This window comes from Geodermatophilaceae bacterium NBWT11 (assembly GCA_014218215.1).
In the GTDB taxonomy this organism is placed as follows: Bacteria; Actinomycetota; Actinomycetes; order Mycobacteriales; family Geodermatophilaceae; genus Klenkia.
Window position 1 is genome coordinate 1,961,169 of record CP043652.1, and the last position, 19,646, is coordinate 1,980,814.

13 protein-coding genes and 1 pseudogene are annotated in these 19,646 nt (G+C 74.5%); 6 read left to right on the forward strand and 8 right to left on the reverse strand.

Annotated features, from left to right (window positions below; genetic code table 11):
* Nucleotides 1–64 precede the first annotated feature (64 nt).
* Nucleotides 65–559 (forward strand): DUF2000 domain-containing protein, encoded by a 495-nt coding sequence (locus F1C76_09445; protein ID QNG36791.1) that lies wholly within the window; start codon nt 65–67, stop codon nt 557–559.
* Nucleotides 560–631: 72 nt separating this feature from the next.
* Here F1C76_09445 and F1C76_09450 read toward each other — a convergent pair whose 3' ends face one another.
* From F1C76_09450 to F1C76_09470, 5 genes are all read right to left on the reverse strand, one after another.
* Complete coding sequence (locus F1C76_09450) at nt 632–1,966, reverse strand: ABC transporter substrate-binding protein (GenBank protein QNG36792.1); 1,335 nt, start codon at nt 1,964–1,966, stop codon at nt 632–634.
* A 64-nt stretch (nt 1,967–2,030) separates the two neighbouring features.
* Complete coding sequence (locus F1C76_09455; protein ID QNG36793.1) at nt 2,031–2,741, reverse strand: SDR family oxidoreductase; 711 nt, start codon at nt 2,739–2,741, stop codon at nt 2,031–2,033.
* The gene (locus F1C76_09460; GenBank protein ID QNG36794.1) at nt 2,738–4,027 is read right to left on the reverse strand and encodes a SidA/IucD/PvdA family monooxygenase; all 1,290 of its coding nucleotides are present in this window, start codon (nt 4,025–4,027) and stop codon (nt 2,738–2,740) included. The genes F1C76_09455 and F1C76_09460 overlap by 4 nt, the downstream gene beginning before the upstream one ends.
* 97 nt (nt 4,028–4,124) lie before the next feature.
* Nucleotides 4,125–5,066, reverse strand: a complete 942-nt coding sequence (locus tag F1C76_09465) for a LysR family transcriptional regulator (protein QNG36795.1) — start codon at nt 5,064–5,066, stop codon at nt 4,125–4,127.
* 85 nt (nt 5,067–5,151) lie between these two features.
* Nucleotides 5,152–6,603: a cation:dicarboxylase symporter family transporter gene (locus F1C76_09470; protein QNG36796.1), complete on the reverse strand. Its 1,452-nt coding sequence runs from the start codon at nt 6,601–6,603 to the stop codon at nt 5,152–5,154.
* Between the two features lie 212 nt (nt 6,604–6,815).
* Here F1C76_09470 and F1C76_09475 point away from each other — a divergent pair, with 212 nt between their 5' ends.
* On the forward strand, nt 6,816–8,387 hold the full coding sequence (locus tag F1C76_09475; GenBank protein QNG39131.1) for a sensor histidine kinase: 1,572 nt from the start codon (nt 6,816–6,818) through the stop codon (nt 8,385–8,387).
* The gene (locus F1C76_09480; protein QNG36797.1) at nt 8,384–9,061 is read left to right on the forward strand and encodes a response regulator; all 678 of its coding nucleotides are present in this window, start codon (nt 8,384–8,386) and stop codon (nt 9,059–9,061) included. Before F1C76_09475 ends, F1C76_09480 begins: the two co-directional genes overlap by 4 nt.
* On the opposite strand, the gene F1C76_09485 is transcribed toward F1C76_09480, so the two are convergent.
* Nucleotides 9,055–11,235 carry an MMPL family transporter gene (locus F1C76_09485; GenBank protein ID QNG36798.1) on the reverse strand — a complete coding sequence of 727 codons (2,181 nt, stop codon included), beginning with the start codon at nt 11,233–11,235 and terminating at the stop codon, nt 9,055–9,057. The genes F1C76_09480 and F1C76_09485 overlap by 7 nt on opposite strands.
* 102 nt (nt 11,236–11,337) lie before the next feature.
* Between F1C76_09485 and F1C76_09490 the strand changes: the two genes are divergently transcribed.
* The gene (locus tag F1C76_09490; protein QNG36799.1) at nt 11,338–11,790 is read left to right on the forward strand and encodes a MarR family transcriptional regulator; all 453 of its coding nucleotides are present in this window, start codon (nt 11,338–11,340) and stop codon (nt 11,788–11,790) included.
* A 12-nt stretch (nt 11,791–11,802) separates the two neighbouring features.
* Nucleotides 11,803–13,656, forward strand: coding sequence for an alpha-amylase (locus F1C76_09495; GenBank protein ID QNG36800.1), 1,854 nt, complete (start codon nt 11,803–11,805; stop codon nt 13,654–13,656).
* Nucleotides 13,657–13,699: 43 nt separating this feature from the next.
* Here the strand turns inward: F1C76_09495 and F1C76_09500 are convergent, their stop codons facing one another.
* Nucleotides 13,700–17,053 carry a hypothetical protein gene (locus F1C76_09500; GenBank protein QNG36801.1) on the reverse strand — a complete coding sequence of 1,118 codons (3,354 nt, stop codon included), beginning with the start codon at nt 17,051–17,053 and terminating at the stop codon, nt 13,700–13,702.
* Nucleotides 17,054–17,076: 23 nt separating this feature from the next.
* Between F1C76_09500 and F1C76_09505 the strand changes: the two genes are divergently transcribed.
* Nucleotides 17,077–17,958 (forward strand): dioxygenase, encoded by an 882-nt coding sequence (locus tag F1C76_09505; protein QNG36802.1) that lies wholly within the window; start codon nt 17,077–17,079, stop codon nt 17,956–17,958.
* Here the strand turns inward: F1C76_09505 and F1C76_09510 are convergent.
* Nucleotides 17,952–19,523 (reverse strand): annotated as a pseudogene (locus F1C76_09510) (methyl-accepting chemotaxis protein). The gene F1C76_09505 and the pseudogene F1C76_09510 sit on opposite strands and share 7 nt — an antisense overlap.
* Nucleotides 19,524–19,646 lie beyond the last annotated feature (123 nt).

The window sequence follows — 19,646 nt, forward strand, 5'->3', positions numbered from 1 at the left end:
GCCCTCTCCCGAACGTCGTTCGGAGTGCACCCACCGAGGGCGTGGATCTGCCTAGCGTGCGGGCATGACAGCGAACGAGATCGGCTTCCTCCCCGACGAGGTGGTCACCGCCGAGCCGACCCGCAACGCCCGGCTGAAGTGGGTGGTGGTCGTCGACGCCGCCGTGCCCGCCGGTGAGGCGGTGAACGCCGTCGCCTGCGTGGCGGCCGCGACCGGGGCGGCGGTCGACAACCTGCTCGCCCACGGCGGACCCGACGCCGACGGCGTGCACCACCCCGGCCTGCCCTGGGCCGGCTGCTCGGTGCTGACCGCCACGGCCGAGGAACTGGCCGCCGTCCGGGCGAAGGCGGTGGAGTCGGCCGGGGTGCTCGTGATCGACATGCCGCGGGCGGCCCAGACCCACCGGGTCTACGACGGCTACCTGGCCGAGCTGGTGACGACGCCCGGGGCCGAGCTGGCCTGCCGGGCACTGAGCCTGGTCGGTCCGCGCAACCGGGTCTCGGCGATCACCAAGCGACTGGGCCTGCTCACCGGCGGGGCCGCGTCGCCACCCGCGTGAGGGGTCCCGCGTTCCACGTGGAACGCCGACCGCCCCCGACCCGGGCGGGGTCGGGGGCGGTCGGGGGAGCGGTCAGCGCTGCGGGCCGATGCCCTGCGCGTTGAGGCCCTCGATGATCCGGCTGGTCTCCTCGAACCCGATGACCAGGATCGCGTCGGGGTTCAGGTCGACCATCTGCGACACCTCGCTGTCGTAGTTGGCGGCCTGGGGGTCGTAGACCAGCGTCACGATCGAGTCCTCGGCCAGCCCGTCGGCGACCAGGTCGGCGGCGGTGTTCTCGGCCAACCCGGTGCCGTAGGGGTCGTTGAGCGCCAGGATGCCGACGGTGTTGTTGCCGTCGCCGCCGATCAGGTCGGCCAGCGCCCGGGCCTGCAGGGTGTCCGGCGGGACGGTGCGGAAGTACAGCCCGTTGTCGGCGTAGTCGGTGAGCACGTCGGAGGTGTTCGCCGGGCTGATCATGAGCACGCCGGCCTGGGTGATCGCGTCGATGACGGTCAGCGACACCCCGGACGACGAGGCCCCGACGATCGCGTTGGCCCCGGACTGCAGCAGCCGGTCGGCGGTCTGGGTGGCCGTGTCGGTGGAGGCGTCACCGGAGTCGCCGGTGACCAGCTGGACGTCGCCGCCGAGCACCCCGCCCGCGGCGTTGACGTCGGTGACGGCGAGGGTCAGCGCGGCGATCTGCTGCGGGCCCTGGTAGCTCAGGTTGCCCGTCAGCGGGGTCAGGCTGCCGATCACCAGCGGCGCCCCGGTGGTGCCCGGCGCGGCGGGCGCCGGGCCCTCGTCGGTGGCGGCGTTCGCGATGTCCCCGGCCTCGACGAACTCCCGGGCGTCCTCGTCGATCTGGTTGTCCTCGGTGAAGCTCTCGATCGCGAAGCTGGCCACCGAGGGCTCGCCGGGCTCGGTGAAGGCCAGCTCGCCCATGATCCCGTCGTAGTCGGGGTTCCCGCCCGAGGCGATGACCGCGCTGCAGGCCGCGAAGTCCGTGCACTTCTCCCCGCCGAAGGTCACCCCGTTCACGTACGGGGCGAACGTGGTGGCCTGGTTGCTGCCGGCCAGCTGCGCGGCCAGCGCGGTGATGACGACGGCGTCGTAGGTCTCCCCGGCGGTGTTGAAGTTGACCAGCGTGGGGTCCTCGGCCAGCAGCCGGTCCCGGAAGTCCTGCGCCAGGTCGGTGAGCAGCACCGTGCCGCGCATCCCGGCGAGCACGCCCGGCTCGCTGAAGTCCTCGCCGAGGCCGTTGTTCATGTTGCCGTCGGCGCCGTAGACGTTGACGGTCTTCGCGCCGGCGTCGCTGCTGGGGGCTGCCGCGTCCGTGTCGTCGCTGCTCCCGCCGCAGGCGGTGGCGGCGAGCAGGACGGTGGCGCCCAGCGCCAGCGTCCGTCCGAGGGTGGGGTGGGTCCGCATCACGGTCTCCTGTGGGGAGGGGGAGGGCCGGCGACGAGCTGTCGTGCCGGTGGAGCGGGGAGGGTCAGCGCATGGCCGCGCCGCCGGCGATGACCACGGTCTCGCCGGTGACGTAGCCGGGTTCGACCAGGCGTTGCACCCAGACGGCGATCTCGTCGGGCTGGGCGACCCGGCCGAGCGGGATGGTGGCCGCGGCGGCCGCCATCCGGCCGGTGGCGGCGTTGCCGGGGGTGTCCACCCAGCCGGGGGCGACGGCGTTGACCACGATCGCGTCGGGGGCCAGCTCGATCGCCAGTGACTTGGTGATCGAGAGGACCGCGGCCTTCGAGGCGCTGTAGAGCAGCTGGCCGGGGGAGACCGCGAAGGCGTCGACGGAGGCGAAGTTGACCACCGCACCCCCACGGGCGGCCCGCAGGTGCGGGACGGCGGCCGCGGTCACGTTCAGGGTGCCGAGCACGTTGACGTCGAAGACCCGCCGGTAGACGTCCTCGGAGTAGTCGTCGAGCCGGGTGGGCGGGTAGATGCCCGCGCAGTTCACGACGGCGGTGAGCCGGTGCCCGGCGACGAGGCCGTCCACGGCGGCGGTGACCGCGGCCCGGTCCACCACGTCGGCGACCAGCGGGACGACGGCCGGCCCCACCTCGGCGGCCAGGGCGTCCAGCGCCTCGGCGGACCGGTCCAGGGCGAGCACCCGCCAGCCCGCGCCGGCGAGCCGCTCGACCACCGTGCGGCCCATCCCGCTCGCGGCGCCGGTGACCAGGACGGTGTCGCTCATCGGGTGCTCTCCTGCAGGGTGCGGGCCGGGTGGGTGGGGAGGCCGTCGAGCACCTGGTGCGACCGGGTCATCTGCTGCGACCAGACCGGCCGGAGCACGTCGACCCGGTCGTCGGGGGCGCCGGCGGCCAGCAGTTCGACGTCCAGCGGGCGGGCGGTGCGGCCCTCCAGGCCCAGCAGCCGGACGGCGAGGGCGGACTGCGCGCTGAACACCGGGAACTGCGCGCCCCGCGGGCTGGCCAGACCGACGGTGTACATCCGGGCGGTGCCGACCGGCACCGTCATGCCGCCGACCCGCAGCGGGGCGCCGGCGGACCAGGTGAGCTGGTCGGGGGCCAGGAACGGCAGGCTGACGGCGAACCCGGTCGCCCACAGCACGGTGTCGAACTCGGCGAAGGTGCCGTCGGCGAAGGAGACCTTGCGGCCGGCGACCCCGACCACGCCGGTGCGGGCGGTGATCCGGCCGTGCTGCAGCCAGTACAGGAGCAGGTCGTTGACCACCGGGGCCTGCTCGTTGAGGTTGCGGGTGACCGGTTCCTGCAGGCCGGGGTAGTCCGACGGGCTGCCCACCGACACCCTCACCAGGGCGCGCTGCACCCGCTCGGCCGCCCACGGCGGGAGCTTGGCGAGGAGGGGCAGCTGGTTGCGGCCCCGGCCGAAGAAGGTCTTGGGCTGGAACACCTGCCCGTGCCGCATCGCGATGGAGACCTCGAGCCGGGCGTTCGCGGCGTCCACCGCCAGGTCGCAGCCGCTGTTGCCGGCGCCCACCACGAGCACCCGGCGGCCTTCGACGTCGGCGACCGAGCGGTACTGCGAGGAGTGCAGCGAGCGGCCGGTGAAGTCCGCGGCCATCGCCGGGAGCCGGGCGTCCCAGTGGTGCCCGTTGGCGACCACCACGGCGTCGAACCGCTCGGTGCCGGCCGCGGTGGTGACGTCCCAGCCGGAGACCCCGCCGTCCGGGCTGGTGACGGCGGTGACCTCGGTGCCGAAGCGGACGTGGGCGAGCAGGTCGTGGTCGGCGGCGAAGGCGTCGAGGTAGGCGATGACCTGCTCCCGGCTGGGGAACAGCGGGTAGGACGCCGGCATGGGGACGCCGTCGAAGCAGGAGACGTCGCGCGGGGTGATGAGGTGCAGCGCCTCGTAGTCGGTGTGCCAGTGCCCGCCGGCCCGCTCGCTGCGGTCGAAGGCGACGACGTCGTGCCCGGCGTCCCGGAACACCCGGACCGCCTCCAGGCCCGCGGCACCGGCGCCGATCACGCAGACCCGCTGGGGTGTGCTGGTGGTCATCGGTCCTCCCGTGCCGGCCGGGGTGGTCGGCGTCAGGACGAGTCTGGGGCTCCCCGGGCGCCGTGTGAACGGGCAGTTCGGGACGCCAGCTCAAGGCTTAACCTCTGGCCGGACCGCCGTCGGCCGCGCGTTGCAGGGCCCGGATGTGGGTGTGCGCCAGGTCCATGAACACCCGGGTGGCCGGGCTCAGCACCCCGCCGGTGCGGGTGATGAACGCGAACCGCTCGTGCACCGGTGGTTCCAGCCGCACCCAGTGGAGCCGGCCGGGGTAGCCCGACCAGCGGGTGACCAGGTAGGAGACCAGGGAGTCGCCCAGGCCGTGCGAGGCCAGCTCGACCGCCGCGGTCTGGAACTCCACCTCGATCTGCGGTCGCAGCTCCACACCCGCGGCCCGCGCCCGGTCGGTGAGCATGCGGCGCAGCGGGTCCTCGGCACCCCAGCGCGCCTCGGACAGGATCAGCGGGGCGTCGGCCAGCTGCTGCACCGTCACCGGCTCCCGGGTGCGGTCGCCGTCGGTGCTGACGTAGACGACGGAGTCGGTGAGCACCGTGGGCCCGACGTCCAGCCCGCGGTCGTCCACCGGCAGCTGGACCAGCCCGGCCTCCAGCTCGCCGGTGCGCACCTGGGCGGCCACCTCGGAGCTGTTGAGCCCCACGACCCGGGTGAGCACCCCCGGGTAGCGGGCCCGGAAGTCCCCGATCAGCGCGGTGAGCAGGTACAGGTGCGCACTGGAGAAGGTGCCGAAGCTGACCGTGCCGCCGGACAGCTCGCGGACGTGCCGCGCGCTCTCGGTCAGCGCCGTCGCGTCGGCCAGCGTGCGCTGCGCGGCGGGCAGCAGGGCACGGCCGGCCTCGGTGAGCTGCAGCCGACGGTTGGTGCGCACGAAGAGCGTCACGCCGAGGGTGTGCTCCAGCCGGCGCACCTGTTCGGACAGGCTGGGCTGGGCCACGTGGGTGGCCTCGGCCGCCGCGACGAACGAGCCGTGCTCGACCGCGGCCACGAAGTAGGTGAGCTGCTGGAGGGTCGGCAGCTGGGCCACCCGCGCAGGCTACCGGCGCACCCCGGCCGCACAGCACGACGCCCGCGCCCCCTCGAGGGGGACGCGGGCGTCGGGGTGGGGCGGGTCAGCGCAGGGACTCCCGGGCGAGCTCGCGCTCGGCGTAGGCGGCGTCGCGCTGGCCGGGGCCGGCGTTGGTGCCGCTGGCCGGGGCGGCGTCGACCGGGTCGCCGTCGGTGCTCGACGGGGCGTGGCCGTCGTCGATCATCGTGGTCTCGTCGAAGGGACGCTCCCCGGACAGCACGGCCTTCATCTGCTCGCGGTCCAGCTCCTTGGTCCAGGTCGCCACGAGCATGCAGGCGATCGCGTTGCCGGAGAAGTTGGTGACCGCGCGGGCCTCGCTCATGAACCGGTCGATGCCGACGATGAGGCCGACGCCGTCCAGCAGCTCGGGGCGGTGCGACTGCAGGCCACCGGCCAGCGTGGCCAGACCGGCGCCGGAGACCCCGGCCGCGCCCTTCGAGGCGATGATCATGAAGACCAGCAGGCTGATCTGCTCGCCGACGCTCAGCGGGTCACCGAGCGCCTCACCGATGAACAGCGAGGCCATCGTCAGGTAGATCGCGGTGCCGTCGAGGTTGAAGGAGTAGCCGGTCGGCACCACGATGCCGGCGACGGGCTTGCTGACCCCGGCGTGCTCCATCTTGGCGATGAGGCGGGGGAGCGCGGTCTCCGAGGACGACGAGGAGACGATCAGCAGGTACTCGCGGCCCAGGTACTTCAGGAACGTGAAGACGTTGATCCCGACGACCACCCGCAGGATCGCGCCGAGGAACACGAAGACGAACACCGCGCAGGTGGCGTAGAAGCCGAGCATCAGGATGCCCAGGCTCTTCAGCGCGTCGACACCGGTGGCGCCCACGACGGCGGCGATGGCGCCGAAGGCACCGATCGGGGCGACCCACATGATCATCGCCAGGATGCGGAAGACCAGCTTCTGCAGGTGCCCGATGCCGGTGAGGATCGGGGCGCCGGCCTTGCCCATGGCCTGCAGCGCGAAGCCGACCAGCAGTGCGATCAGCAGCGCCTGCAGCACCGAACCACTGGTGAGCGAGGACAGCAGGGTGGTCGGGATCAGCGACAGGATGAAGCCCGTGGTGCCCTCGGGGGCGCCCTCCGCGGACTCCGAGAGCAGCTCGGCGCCGGCGCCGCGGACCTCGTCGGTCAGCTGCAGGCCGTCGCCCGGGTGCAGGACGTTGCCGACGACCAGGCCGATGGCCAGGGCCACCGTGCTCATCGCGATGAAGTAGCCCAGCGCCAGACCGCCGATCCGGCCGACCTGCGCGGCCTGCCGGATGGCCCCGATCCCCAGCACGATCGTGCAGAAGATGACCGGCGCGATGATCATCTTGATCAGGCCTACGAACGCGGTCCCCAGCCACTTCAGCGAGACGCCGAACTCGGGGAAGACCAGGCCCACCACGATGCCGGCGACCACGGCGACGATCACCGAGATGTAGAGCCAGTGGGTCTTGTCGCGCTTCTGCCGGGGGGCGGTGTCGGTACCGGGGGATGCCATGGACTGCTCCTGTGGAGTCGGTGGCGGACGGGGTGCTCGGGGTGACGGAGCGCCGTCCTGACTGCGGCCGCCGAGTCCGGCGACGCGCTGACTGTCGCGTCTCCCGTGATGGCCGTCACCCATGCGTTCATTGCGTTCACACCGCACCGACACCGGACCGGCACACTCCACCCGTGCGCTTCCCCGCCCTGCTCACCCGCGGGGGCGGCAGCCTGGCCCGCCAGCTGCTCGCCCTCCAGGCGCTGGTGCTCGTCGTCGTCGTGGCCGCGTTGGGCTGGGTCGCCGTCGACGACGCCCGGGACGCCGTCGAGGCGCGGGCCGACACCCAGGCGCTGAGCATCGCCGAGACGATCGCGGACTCCCCGCTGGTGCGCGCCACCGTCGTCGAGCCCGACCCGTCCTCGGCGCTGCAGCCCTACGTGGAGCAGGTCCGCGCCGACACCGACACCTCCTTCATCACCGTGCTGGCCCCCGACCGCACCCGGTTCACCCACCCCGACCCGGCGCTGATCGGCCAGCCCTTCGTCGGCACGATCGGCCCCGCGCTGCGCGGGGAGACGTTCACCGAGACCTACGCCGGCACGCTGGGCCCCTCGGTGCGCGCCGTCGCCCCGGTGTTCCGCTCCGGCAGCACCACCGACGTGGTCGCGCTGGTCAGCGTGGGCATCACCGTCGCCGCCATCGGGGACGACGTCGCGGCCGCGCTGCCGGGCATCCTGGGCGTCGCGGCGGCCGTGCTGCTCGTCGGGGCGCTGGGCAGCCTGGCGATCAGCCGGCGGCTGCGCCGACAGACCCATGGCCTGGGTGCCGAGCCGCTGGCCCGGATGCTGGAGTACTACGACGCGGTGCTGCACGCCGTCCGGGAGGGCCTGCTGCTGCTGGACGGCGAGCGGCGGGTGCAGCTGGTCAACGACGAGGCCCGCCGGCTGCTGGAGCTCGAGGGCGACGTGACCGGCCGGCACGTGGGCGACCTGGGCCTGTCCCCGGAGCTGGTGGCCACGCTGGGCCGGCAGCGGCTGGCCGTCGACGAGGTGCACGTCAGCGGCTCCCGGGTGCTGGTGGTCAACCAGGCGCCGGCCACCCCGCAGGGCGGGTCGGTGGGTGCGGTGGTGACCCTGCGGGACCACACCGACCTGCAGGCCCTCACCGGCGAGCTGGACAGCGTGCGGGCCTTCGCCGAGTCGCTGCGCGCCCAGGCGCACGAGGCGGCCAACCGGCTGCACACCACGGTGTCGCTGGTCGAGCTGGGCCGCAGCGCCGAGGCCGTGGAGTTCGCCACCGCCGAGCTCGCCCTGGCCCAGCGGCTCACCGACCGGGTGGTGGGCGCGGTCGACGAGCCGGTGCTGGCCGCGCTGCTGCTGGGCAAGGCCGCCACCGCGCACGAGCGCGGGGTGGCCCTGGAGATCGACCCGGCCACCGCGGTGGGCGCGACCGGCATCCCGGGCGGGGACCTGGTGACCATCGTGGGCAACCTGCTGGACAACGCCATCGACGCCGCCCTGGCCGGTGATGCCCCGCGCGAGGTGCAGCTGGCCCTGTGGACCGAGGACGGCCGGCTGGAGCTGCGGGTGGAGGACACCGGCCCCGGGGTGAGCGACCCCGAGGCGGTGTTCCGGCGCGGCTGGTCGACCAAGGACGACGGCCCGCGCGGCACCGGCCGCGGGCTGGGCCTGGCGCTGGTCGCCCAGGCCGTGCGGCGCAACGGGGGCACGGTCGCCGTGCGGCCCGGCCCGGGTGCGGAGTTCACCGTGTCGCTGCCGCTGCGCGAGACGGCCGACTCGTGAACGACCTGCGGGTGCTCGTCGTGGAGGACGAGCCGGTCGCCGCCGACGCGCACCGCGCCTACGTCGAGCGCACCGCGGGGTTCACCGCGGTCGCCGTCGCCGGCACCGGGCAGGCGGCCTGGGACGCCCTGGGCCGGCTGCCGGTGGACCTGGTGCTGCTGGACATGAACCTGCCCGACACGCACGGCATCGAGCTGGTCCGCCGGCTGCGTGCGGCCGGCCGGGACGTCGACGTCCTCGCCGTGACCTCGGCCCGCGAGCTGACGACCGTGCGGGCCGCGGCGGCCGCCGGGGTGGTGGGCTACCTGCTCAAGCCCTTCACCTACGCCGCGCTGCGCGACCGGTTGACCGCCTACGCCGACTACCGCGCCCAGCTGCGCGCCGACGGCGACGTCACCGGGCAGGACGCCGTCGACCGGGTGCTCGAGGCCGCCCGCCCCGCCCGGCCGGCGCCGCTGCCCAAGGGGATGGGCCGGGAGACCCTGGACGCGGTGGTCGCCGCCGTCCGGGGCGGGGACGGGCTCTCCGCGGCCGAGACCGGGGAGCTGATCGGGGCCTCCCGGATCACAGCCCGCCGCTACCTGGAGCACCTGGCCGAGGCCGGGCTGGTCGCCCGGACCCCGCGCTACGGCGGGACCGGACGACCGGAGCTGGAGTACCGCTGGCGTCAGTGACCCGCGCTCTCCGGCCTGCGCCGTGACATCGGGTGCGGCCACCAGGTCCGCTCGCCCAGCAGCCGCACGACCGCCGGCACCAGCAGCGACCGGACGACGAAGGTGTCCAGCAGCACGCCGAAGGCGACCAGGAACGCAATCTGGAGCAGGAAGAGGATCGGCAGCACCCCGAGCGCGGCGAAGGTCGCGGCCAACACGATGCCGGCGCTGGTGATCACCCCGCCGGTGACCGAGAGCCCGGTGAGGACGCCCGCGCGGGTGCCGTGTTCGAGGGACTCCTCGCGCACCCGGGTCATCAGGAAGATCGAGTAGTCGATCCCCAGCGCGACCAGGAACACGAAGGCGTACAGCGGCACGGTCGGGTCGCCGCCGGGCAGGTCGAGCACGTGGTCGAAGACCAGCGCGGCGGCCCCGAGGGTGGCCGCGAAGCTCAGCACGTTGCTCAGCAGCAGCACCAGCGGTGCGACCAGCGACCGCAGCAGCACCGCCAGGACGACGAAGACCACCAGCAGGATCACCGGGATGATCCGGTCGCGGTCGGCCACCGAGGTGTCCCGGACGTCGAGGGCCTGCGCCGTCGTCCCGCCCACGAGGGCGTCGGCGGAGACGTCGTCGAGGTCGGTGCGCAGCGCGGCGACGGCGTCCTCGGCGGCGGGGGAGTCCGCGGCGTCGACGAGCGTGACCTGCAGCTGGACCAGCCCGTCGACCTCCAGCGGCTCCCCGGTCGCCGGGTCGGGGGTGGGCTGCACGTCGGAGACGCCCGCAGCGCCGCCGACCACCTCGGTGACCGCCTCGAGCTCGTCCGCCGGCGCCACGACCAGGGTCGGTGACCCCGAGCCGGCCGGGAAGTGCCGGGCCAGCGCCTCGCCGCCGACCACGGACTCCACCCGGTCCAGGAAGGTGTCGGTCTGGCTCACGCCGTCGGTGTCCAGGGTCGGGGCGAAGGCGGCCAGCACCACGAGGAACAGCGCGCTGAGCACCCCCACGGCGACCGGACGGCGGCCGACCAGCGCGGCCACCCGGGCCCAGACGCCGGTGGTCTCCGGGCCCTGCGACCCCACGTGCGGCACCCCGGGCCAGAACACCCACCGGCCGTGCTCACCGGCCGACGTCCGCCCCGGCAGCACCAGCAGCGCGGGCAGGAAGGTCAGCGCGGCGAGCACCGCGGACACGATGCCCACCGCGGTCACCGGGCCGAGGCCGCGGGTGGGGCCGATGTCGGCCAGCAGCAGGCAGAGCAGGCCCAGCACGACGGTGGCGGCACTCGCGGCGACCGGCTCGAGCGTCTGCCGCCAGGCCCGGCGCATCGCGTCGTACCGGTCGTCGTGCCGGCGCAGCTCCTCCCGGTACCGGGCGACCAGGAGCAGCGAGTAGTCGGTGGCCGCACCCACCACCAGGATGGAGAGGATGCCCTGGCCCTGCCCGTCCAGGGTGACGACCCCGGCGTCGGCCAGCAGGTAGACGACCAGGCTCGCGGTGGTGAGCGCGAACCCGGCCGTGAGCAGCACGAAGAACGGCAGCACCGGCGAGCGGTAGACCACCAGCAGGATCAGCAGGACGGCGATCCCGGCGACGAGCAGCAGCGTGCCGTCGATGCCGCCGAAGGCGCTCACCAGGTCCGCGGTCGTGGCCGCCGGCCCGGCCACGTAGACCTCGCCGCCGAGGTCGGGCACCGCGGCCCGGACCTGCTCGACCGCGACGGTGATCGGGCTCTCGCCGTCGGGCAGCGAGGCGCTGGTCAGCCCGCTGTCGAAGGAGACCAGCGCCAGCGCGGCCAGGCCGTCGTCGCTGGGCACGACCGGGATCGGCCCGGGGACCAGGAAGTCCCCGACCCGCTGCGCCGTCCCACCCTCCACCGGCACCTCGACGTCGGGCAGGGACTGGGCGAACGCGCTGAAGTCCTCCAGCTGCTGCGGGCTGAGCGGGGTGTCGGACTCCAGCAGCAGGTAGGCCGGGAAGGCCTCGGTGTCGCTGAACCCGGCCGACAGCTCGGCCACCCGCTGGGACTCCGCGCTGCTGGGCAGGAAGTCGCTCTGGGAGTTGGACTGCACCTCCGACAGCCGGCCGCTGTACGGCCCGGCGACCGAGGACAGCGCGAGCCAGCCGACCACCAGCAGCGCGGGCAGCAGCCAGCGCAGCCGTCGGCGGGACCGGGTGCTGTCGGGGTGGGCCATCGGGGTGCTCCTGCGTGCTGGTGGGCGACGGGGCAGAATGGTCAGCCTGCTGAGGGAATCTAGCAGGATGTTCAGCATGCTGAGCAAAACGGGGAGGTGGGGATGGCGGACCGTCCTGCCGACGACCCCTCCACCTGGGCCACCGGGCGGTTGCTGTCCACCGCCGCGCGGCTTGTCGAGCACGCCTGGGACGCCCACCTGGGCCAGTGGGGGCTCAACCACGCCGGGTTCGCGGTGCTCTGGATGCTGACCGGCGGCCCGCGCTCCCAGCGCGAGCTCGCGCAGGCCGTGCAGGTCGAGGACCAGACCATGAGCCGGGTGCTCGAGCGGCTGGAGCGGCACGGCCACGTCAGCCGGGCGCGGTCCACGGTCGACCGGCGCCGGGTCGAGGTCAGCGTCACCGGTACCGGGCGGACCGCACTGGCCGAGGCCGGGGACGGACAGGCCGCCGAGCGGGTGCTCGGGGACGCCGTGCCGGACCTGCCGCAGCTGCGTGCCGGGCTCATCGCGATGGTCACCGACCTGTCGGCCCGCCGGTGGCCCGACGAGGACTGAGATGCTGCCCGGGTGTCTGTCCTGGACGACCTGCCCGCCCACCGCCGCGAGGTCTTCGACGCCCGGGTGGCCCGCTGGCTGCCCGACCTCCTCGCCGGGCTGACCCCGCTCTACCCCGACCCGGGGGCCGTCGCCGACCGGCTGCTGCTGGCCGCCGCGCAGGCCTTCGCCGACCGGGACGACGAGCTGCACGCCCTGGACCTGCGTCGCACCCTGGCCCCGGACTGGTTCCAGCAGCCGGAGGCCCTGGGCTACGCCGCCTACGCCGACCGGTTTGCCGGCACGCTCGCTGACGTCGCCGACCGCGCGGGGTACCTGGCCGACCTCGGCGTCACGTACCTGCACCTCATGCCGGTGCTCACCCCCGGCCCGCCGCCCAACGACGGCGGCTACGCAGTGGCCGACTACTCCACGGTCCGCCCCGACCTGGGGACGACGGCCGACCTGCGGGCGCTCACCCGGGAGCTGCGCGGCCGCGGGATCAGCCTGTGCCTGGACCTGGTGCTCAACCACGTCGCCCGCGAGCACGCCTGGGCCCGGGCCGCCCGGTCAGGCGACGCGGAGAAGCGCGCCTTCTTCCACGTCTTCCCCGATCGGACGCAGCCCGACGCCTACGAGGCCACGCTGCCCGAGGTCTTCCCCGACCTGGCTCCCGGCAGCTTCAGCTGGGACGACGACCTCGCCGGCTGGGTGTGGACGACGTTCAACGACTACCAGTGGGACGTCGACTGGTCCAACCCCGACGTGTTCTGCGCCTACGCCGACGTCGTGCTGGAGCTGGCGAACCACGGCGTCGAGGTGCTGCGGCTGGACGCGATCGCCTTCACCTGGAAGCGGCTGGGCACGAACTGCCAGAACCAGCCCGAGGTGCACGCGCTGACCCGGGCGTTGCGCGCGGTGGCCCGGATCGCCTGCCCGGCGACGGTCTTCCTGGCCGAGGCGATCGTCGGCCCGCGGGACCTGGTCGGCTACCTCGGGCAGGGCGAGCACTGGGGCAGGGTCAGCGACCTCGCCTACCACAACGGGCTGATGGTCCAGGTCTGGTCGATGCTGGCCGCCCGCGACGCGGTGCTGGCCTCCCGCGCGCTGCAGCAGCTCCCCGTCCCGCCGTCCACCACGGCCTGGATCACCTACGTGCGCTGCCACGACGACATCGGCTGGGCCGTCGACGACGGGGACGCCGCGGCCGTGGGGCTGTCCGGGTCCGCGCACCGCCGGTTCCTCTCCGACTGGTACTCCGGGGCCTTCCCCGGCTCCTGGGCCCGCGGGCTGGTCTTCGGGGAGAACGAGGAGACCGGGGACCGCCGCATCTCCGGCACCGCCGCCTCGCTGGCCGGACTCGGCGCCTGGGACCCGAACGCCGTCGCCCGGGTGCTGCTCGCGCACGCCGTCGTCCTCGGGTTCGGCGGGCTGCCGGTGCTGTGGAGCGGGGACGAGCTGGGGATGCTCAACGACCCGCACTGGGCCGAGGAGCCCGGGCACGCCGAGGACAACCGCTGGGCGCACCGCCCCCGGCTCACCTGGCCCGCGGAAGGACCGCCCGCCCCGGTGTCCCCGGCGATCGCGGCCGGCATCCGGGCGATGGCCGCGGCCCGGGCGACGCTGCCCCAGCTGCACGCCTCGGTCGCCGCGCAGGTGCTCGACCCGCGCGACCCCGCCGTCCTGCTCGTCGCCCGCCGGCACCCGCTGGGCACCGTGCTGGGCGTCTACAACGTGGCCCCCGAGCCCCGGCACGTGCCCCTCGACGTGCTCCGAGAGCTCGGCCTGGACCCGGCCCGGGTGGTCGACCACCTCACCGGCGAGGCCCCGGTGATCAGCGACGGCGCCGTCCAGCTGCGCCCCTACGAGGCCCACTGGCTCCGCTGAGTGGAGGGCGGGAGGCGAGGTCTCCTCACCTCCCACCCTCCACTCAGCGCACGGGGGAGAGGACCGCGCCGGTGGACAGGTCCTTGGCGTAGAGATCGCGCAGTCGGTTCGCATCGGCGGGCAGCAGGGCCTGGGACGTCGTCAGCAGCACCAGGTCGCCGCTGACCGGCAGCACCCGGCCGTACTCCGCCGGCGCCACCGCCCCGGCCGGCCCGGTGGTCGTCCGGCCGTCGGCGTCGGCGGTGACCAGGGTCAGCGTGCCCGTCTCCAGGTCCCGGCGGACGACGTCGGTGTGCCCGTTGGCGTCCCCCGGCGTGACGGCCGCCGTCGTGGAGAAGAACCCGTACCGGCCGGTCGGGTCCAGGCCGACCTGGTGCTCCCAGGCCGCGGTCTGCCCGCTGCCCACTGGGGAGAGCGCGCCGGTGACGACGTCCTTGCGGTAGGCCAGCCCCGTCGACCAGCTGCTGCCCGGCGCGGTCGGCTTCGCCGCCGTCACCAGGGCGACGTACCGGCCGTCGTCGGAGACCGCGACGTCCCCGGCGTCCCGGTAGACCGCGACCTCCGTCGTCCGGCCGGCGGCGACCACGGTGGAGACGACGACCGCCTCGCCCGCGCCGGCCCCCGACAGCGTCTTCCGGTAGAGCACCAGCGGGCCCGACGACGAGGTCGCCGGGAAGACGGCGAACCGGCCGTCCGGGGTGAGCGCCAGGGCCGGGCCGGTGGCGGTGCGCGGCAGGTCCGTGCCGGTCGCGGTGGTGGAGACCCGGGTGACCGCGCCGGTGGACACCCGCGTGGCGTAGACGTCGACGGCGCCGTTGGTGTCCCGCGGCCCGAGGTCGGCCCGCGCGGAGTAGTACGCGACGAGGTCGCCGTCGGCGCTCATCGCCACCGTCGGGCTGGTCGCGTGCACCGACGAGCCGGTCTGCAGCACGGTGCCGGCCACCGTGGCGCTGACCCGCCCCCCGGCCGGGACGCTGACCAGCACCCAGGTGCGGGTGGCCAGGTCCAGTCGGTAGACGTCGCTGAGCCGGTTGGTGTCGGCCGGCAGCAGCGCGGCGGTGGTGGCCAGCGCGACGTACCGCCCGTCGTCGCTGACCGCCGGGGCGGCGGTGTTCGTCGGGTCGGTGGCACCTGTGGCGGTCACGGCCAGGGGGGCGACGCGGACGGCGGTGCCGGCGGTGCGGTCGAGCAGGTACAGCTCGTAGGCGCTGTTGGTGTCCGCGGGCTCGAGCTGCGCCCGGGTGCCGACGACGACGAACCGGCCGTCCCGGGAGGCCGCGAGCCCGCCGGTCTCGCCGGAGCCGAGCGGGGGCACCGTGCCCACCGCCGGGACGACGACCACCGCGACCGACGCCGCCGAGGCGTTGCCGCTCCCGTCGAACGCCACCACGGTGAAGCGGTAGGACGTGCCGTTGACCAGCCCGGACACCGTCGTCGACGTGCCGGTGACCGTGGCGACCACGTCACCGTCCTGCAGCACCCGGTAGCCCGCGACGTCGGTGTCGGCGACCGGCTGCCACCCGACGGTGGCCGCGGTGTCCCCGGCCCGGCCGGTGATCCCGGTCGGGACCGCCGGCGCGGTGGTGTCCACCGGCGTCACGGTGACCGTCGCGGACACCGGGGAGACGTTGCCGTGCCCGTCGACGGCGACCACGGTGAACGACACCGGCGCAGGCTCGAGGCCGGTGACCGTCGCCGACGACCCGGTCGAGGTGGCGACGACGACGCCGTCGCGCAGCACCCGGTGCGCCACGACGTCCCCGGCGGCCGACGGCGCCCAGGTGACCGTGGCCGAGCGCTCCCCCGCGGTCGCGGCCACGTCGGTGGGGGCCGGCGGCGGGGTCAGGTCGGTGGGGGTGGCGTCGACCGGGGGAGAGGGCGGCGAGGCGTTGCCGTGCCCGTCGACCGCGACCAGCGTGTAGCGGTAGGCCGTGTCGTTGGTCAGCCCGGTGTCGGTCACCGAGGTGCCGGTGACGGTCGCGACGACGACGCCGTCGCGCAGCAACCGGTACGACGCGACGTCCGGCTCGGGGGACGCCGTCCAGCTCAGGGCGACCTCCCCGTCGCCGCGGGTGGCGACCAGCCCGGTGGGCCCGGCCGGGGCGGTGAGGTCGGTGGGGGTGCCCGGCACGGCCGGTGCCGACGTCGCCGAGGCGTTGCCGTGGGTGTCGACGGCGGCGATCGCGTACCGGTAGGTGGTGTCGTTGGTCAGCCCGGTGTCGGCCAGCGAGGTCGTGCCGGCGGGGACGGTGGTGAGCAGCGCGCCGTCCCGGAACACCCGGTAGCCGGCCAGGTCGGGCTCGGTGTTCGGCGTCCAGGACAGGTCGACCCGGCCGTCGCCGCGGGCGGCAGCCAGCCCGGTGGGGACGGTCGGTGGCGTCAGGTCGGTGGGCGTCGCGGCGACCGCGGGGGACGACGCGGGCGAGCGGTTGCCGTGGGTGTCCACGGCGACCAGGGAGTACCGGTAGGTCGTGTCGTTGGTCAGCCCGGCGTCGGTGACCGACGTGCCGGTGACGGTCGCGACCTCGACGCCGTCGCGCAGCAGCCGGTAGGAGCCCAGGTCGGACTCGGTGTTCGCGGTCCAGGACAGCGCGACGCGGCCGTCGCCACGGACCGCGGTGAGGCCGGTCGGGGCCGCGGGCGGGGTGAGGTCGGTGGGGGTGGCGGCGACGGCGGGGGAGGACGACGCCGACCACTGCCGGCTGACGTCGACGGCCTGCACCGTGTAGCGGTAGGTGACGTCGTTGGTCAGCCCGGTGTCGGTGTAGGAGCGGCCGGTGAGCGTGCCGGTGACCACCGTCCCGTCGCGCAGGACGCGGTAGCCGACGAGGTCGGCCTCGCTGTTCGCCGCCCAGGAGAGCTGCACCTGCCGCTCCCCGCGGACCGCGACCACACCGGTCGGCGCGGCCGGGGCGACGCCGTCGCGGGGGTACCCGCTCACCGGGGCGCTCGGGCGCCCCTCGTACTGGGTCAGGCCGAAGAAGCCCCCGCGCGTGCGGGTGGCCACGGTGACGGCGTAGTCCGTGCCGTTGACCAGGCCGGTCACCGTGAGGCTGGTTGCGGTGGTGGTGCCGCGGTCGACGCCGCCGACGACCACCCGGTAGCCGTTGGTCCCTGTCTCCCCGGACGCCGTCCACCGGACCAGCAGGGCGGTGTCCTGACCGGTGACCGTGATGCCGGTCGGGGGCACGGGGTCCTCGGTGCTCGCCAGCTGGAGGACCGGCGTGGGCACCGGCGTCGCCGGCACCCCGGCCGTCGTGAGCACCGCCGCGCCCACCACCGCCAGCGCCAGCGCCCGCACCCACCGTCGTCGTCCCGTCCGCTGCTGTTGCACGTGGAACACCCTCGACCGGGCGCGGGTGGAGTTGAGTCCGGTCCTGTTTTGTTGACGTTTCATGCACCTGGGCCTACGGTCGTGCCATGGCCTCGATCTTCGACCCGCAGGTGCCCGCCGGTGCCTTCGACGACTTCCTCGTCGACGCACTCCCCGCCGCGCGCGAGCAGCGCAGCTGGACCGCCGAGGACGGGGCCCTGCCGAGCCTGTACCTCAGCCACGGCGCGCCCCCGCTGTTCGACGACGGCCCGTGGATGCGCGACCTGCACACCTGGGCGCTGTCGATGCCCAAGCCCAAGGACGTGCTGATCGTCAGCGCGCACTGGGAGTCCGCGCCGCTGTCGCTGTCCGGGTCGGCCGCGCACACGCCGCTGGTCTACGACTTCGGCGGCTTCGCCAGGCGCTACTACGAGATGACCTACGAGACCCCGGACGCCTCCGACCTCGCCCGCCGGGTCGCCGCCGCCATGCCGGACTCCGAGCAGGTCCACGAGCACAGCAACCGCGGCCTGGACCACGGCGCCTGGGTGCCGCTGAAGGTCATGTACCCCCTGGGCGACGTCCCGGTGCTGCAGATGAGCCTGCCCACCCACGACCCGGAGCGGCTGATGGACCTGGGCCGCCGGGTCCGCGAGCTGCGCGAGGAGGGCACGCTGGTGATCGGCTCGGGCTTCATGACCCACGGCCTGCCGTTCCTCACCCGCGAGTCGGTGACCAGCGGCCAGGTGCCGAGCTGGTCGGCGGACTTCGACGCCTGGGCCGCCGACGCCCTGGACCGGGGCGACGTCGACGCCCTCGCCGACTACGCCCACCGCGCCCCGGGCCTGCCCTACGCCCACCCGACGGTCGAGCACTTCACGCCGCTGTTCGTCACCCTCGGCGCCGCCGACCAGCCCGAGCGCCCGGTCACCACCACCATCGACGGCTGGATGATGGGCCTCTCCCGCCGGTCCTTCCAGCTTCAGTAACGGAACCGACCCACCGTCGTCCGCAGCTCGCCGGCCATCCGGGCCAGCTCGTCCACGGCGACCTGGGTCTGACCCAGCGCCTGGGTGGTCGCCCCGGCGGCGTCGCTGACCCCGGTGATCGTGCCGGCGATCTCGGTGGTGCCCCCGGCTGCCTCGGTCACCGAGCGGGACATCTCGTTCGTCGTGGCCGTCTGCTCCTCGACCGCGCTGGCGATGGTCAGCTGGTGGTCGTTGATCGTCCCGATGGTCACCGAGATCCGGCCGATGGCGGCGACCGCGGCCACCGAGTCGCCCTGGATGGCCTCCACCCGGCGGGCGATGTCCTCGGTCGCCCGGGCCGTCTCCTGCGCCAGCTCCTTCACCTCGTTGGCCACGACGGCGAAGCCCTTCCCGGCCTCCCCGGCCCGCGCCGCCTCGATCGTCGCGTTCAGCGCCAGCAGGTTGGTCTGCTCGGCGATGGACGTGATGACCTTGACCACGTCGCCGATCTCCTTGGAGGAGACGCCGAGCTGGGTGACCGTGGCGTTGGTGGTCTCGGCCTCGCCCACCGCGGTGGTGGCGACCCGCACGGCCTCGTTGGCGCTCTGCGCGATCTCCCGGATCGACGCGCTCATCTGCTCGGCCCCCGCGGCCACCGTGGCCACGTTGCGGGACACCTCGTCGGCCGACCGCGACACCTGCCCGGACTGCGTGGAGGTCTGCTGTGCGGCGGCCGAGATCTGCGCCGAGGACGCCGACAGCTCCTCGCTGGACGCCGCGACCGCGTCGGCCGAGCCCACGACGGCGGCCATCAGCTCACGCAGCCGCACCTGGGCGCTGGTCAGCGCCCGGGCCATCTGGCCCAGCTCGTCGGCCGAGTGCACCTCGGGGACGACGGTCAGGTCGCCGGACTCCAGCGCGGTCAGCGACCGGTGCACCGAGGCGACCGACCGGCGGATGCCGCGGACGACGACCCAGGCCAGGGCACTGCCGATCACCACGACGGCCAGCAGCCCGAGCCCGAGCACCCACAGCGTCCGCGAGGCGGCCGCGTCGGCTCCGACGATCTGACCCGCCGCCTCCTCGCTGGAGCGGGTCTGCTCGGCCGAGAAGTCGTCCATCACCGCGTCGGTGGCGGCCTGCACCGGGCCGGTGACCAGCGCGGCGACCGCGGCGGTGTCCCCCCGGTCGGCGGCGGGCACGAGCTCGTCGTCCACGACGGCGTAGTAGGCGGCGAGGTCGGCGCGGAACTGCTCCCAGGCAGCCGGGTCGATCGCCAGCGGGGCGTAGCCGGCCAGCTGGTCCTGCAGGGTGGTCTGCCGCTCGGCGAGCTCGGTGGCCAGCGCGGCGCGGGTCTCGGCGTCGGCCAGGCCGTAGGTGATGTAGCGGGCGCGGTCGCCCTGGTAGCTGCGCTGGATCTCCCCGAGGGCGTCCAGGCCGACCACGTGTCCGGTGTAGAGGTCGTCGGCCTCGGCGCGCAGCTCCTGGGAGCGCAACGCGGCCACGGCCATCAGCACGCCGCTGAGCAGACAGACCACGGCGACGATGGCACCGGTCTTGACGGAGACGGATCGATCGGTGAACCAGCGCACGGGGACTCCTGGACGACGACGGGCCGGCGGTGTGGCCGGTCACACCCGTCACTTCGGCCCCACCCGCCCCGGCCTCGCGCCGAGGGGTCGGTCGTGTCCGAACCGGTGCACGGCACA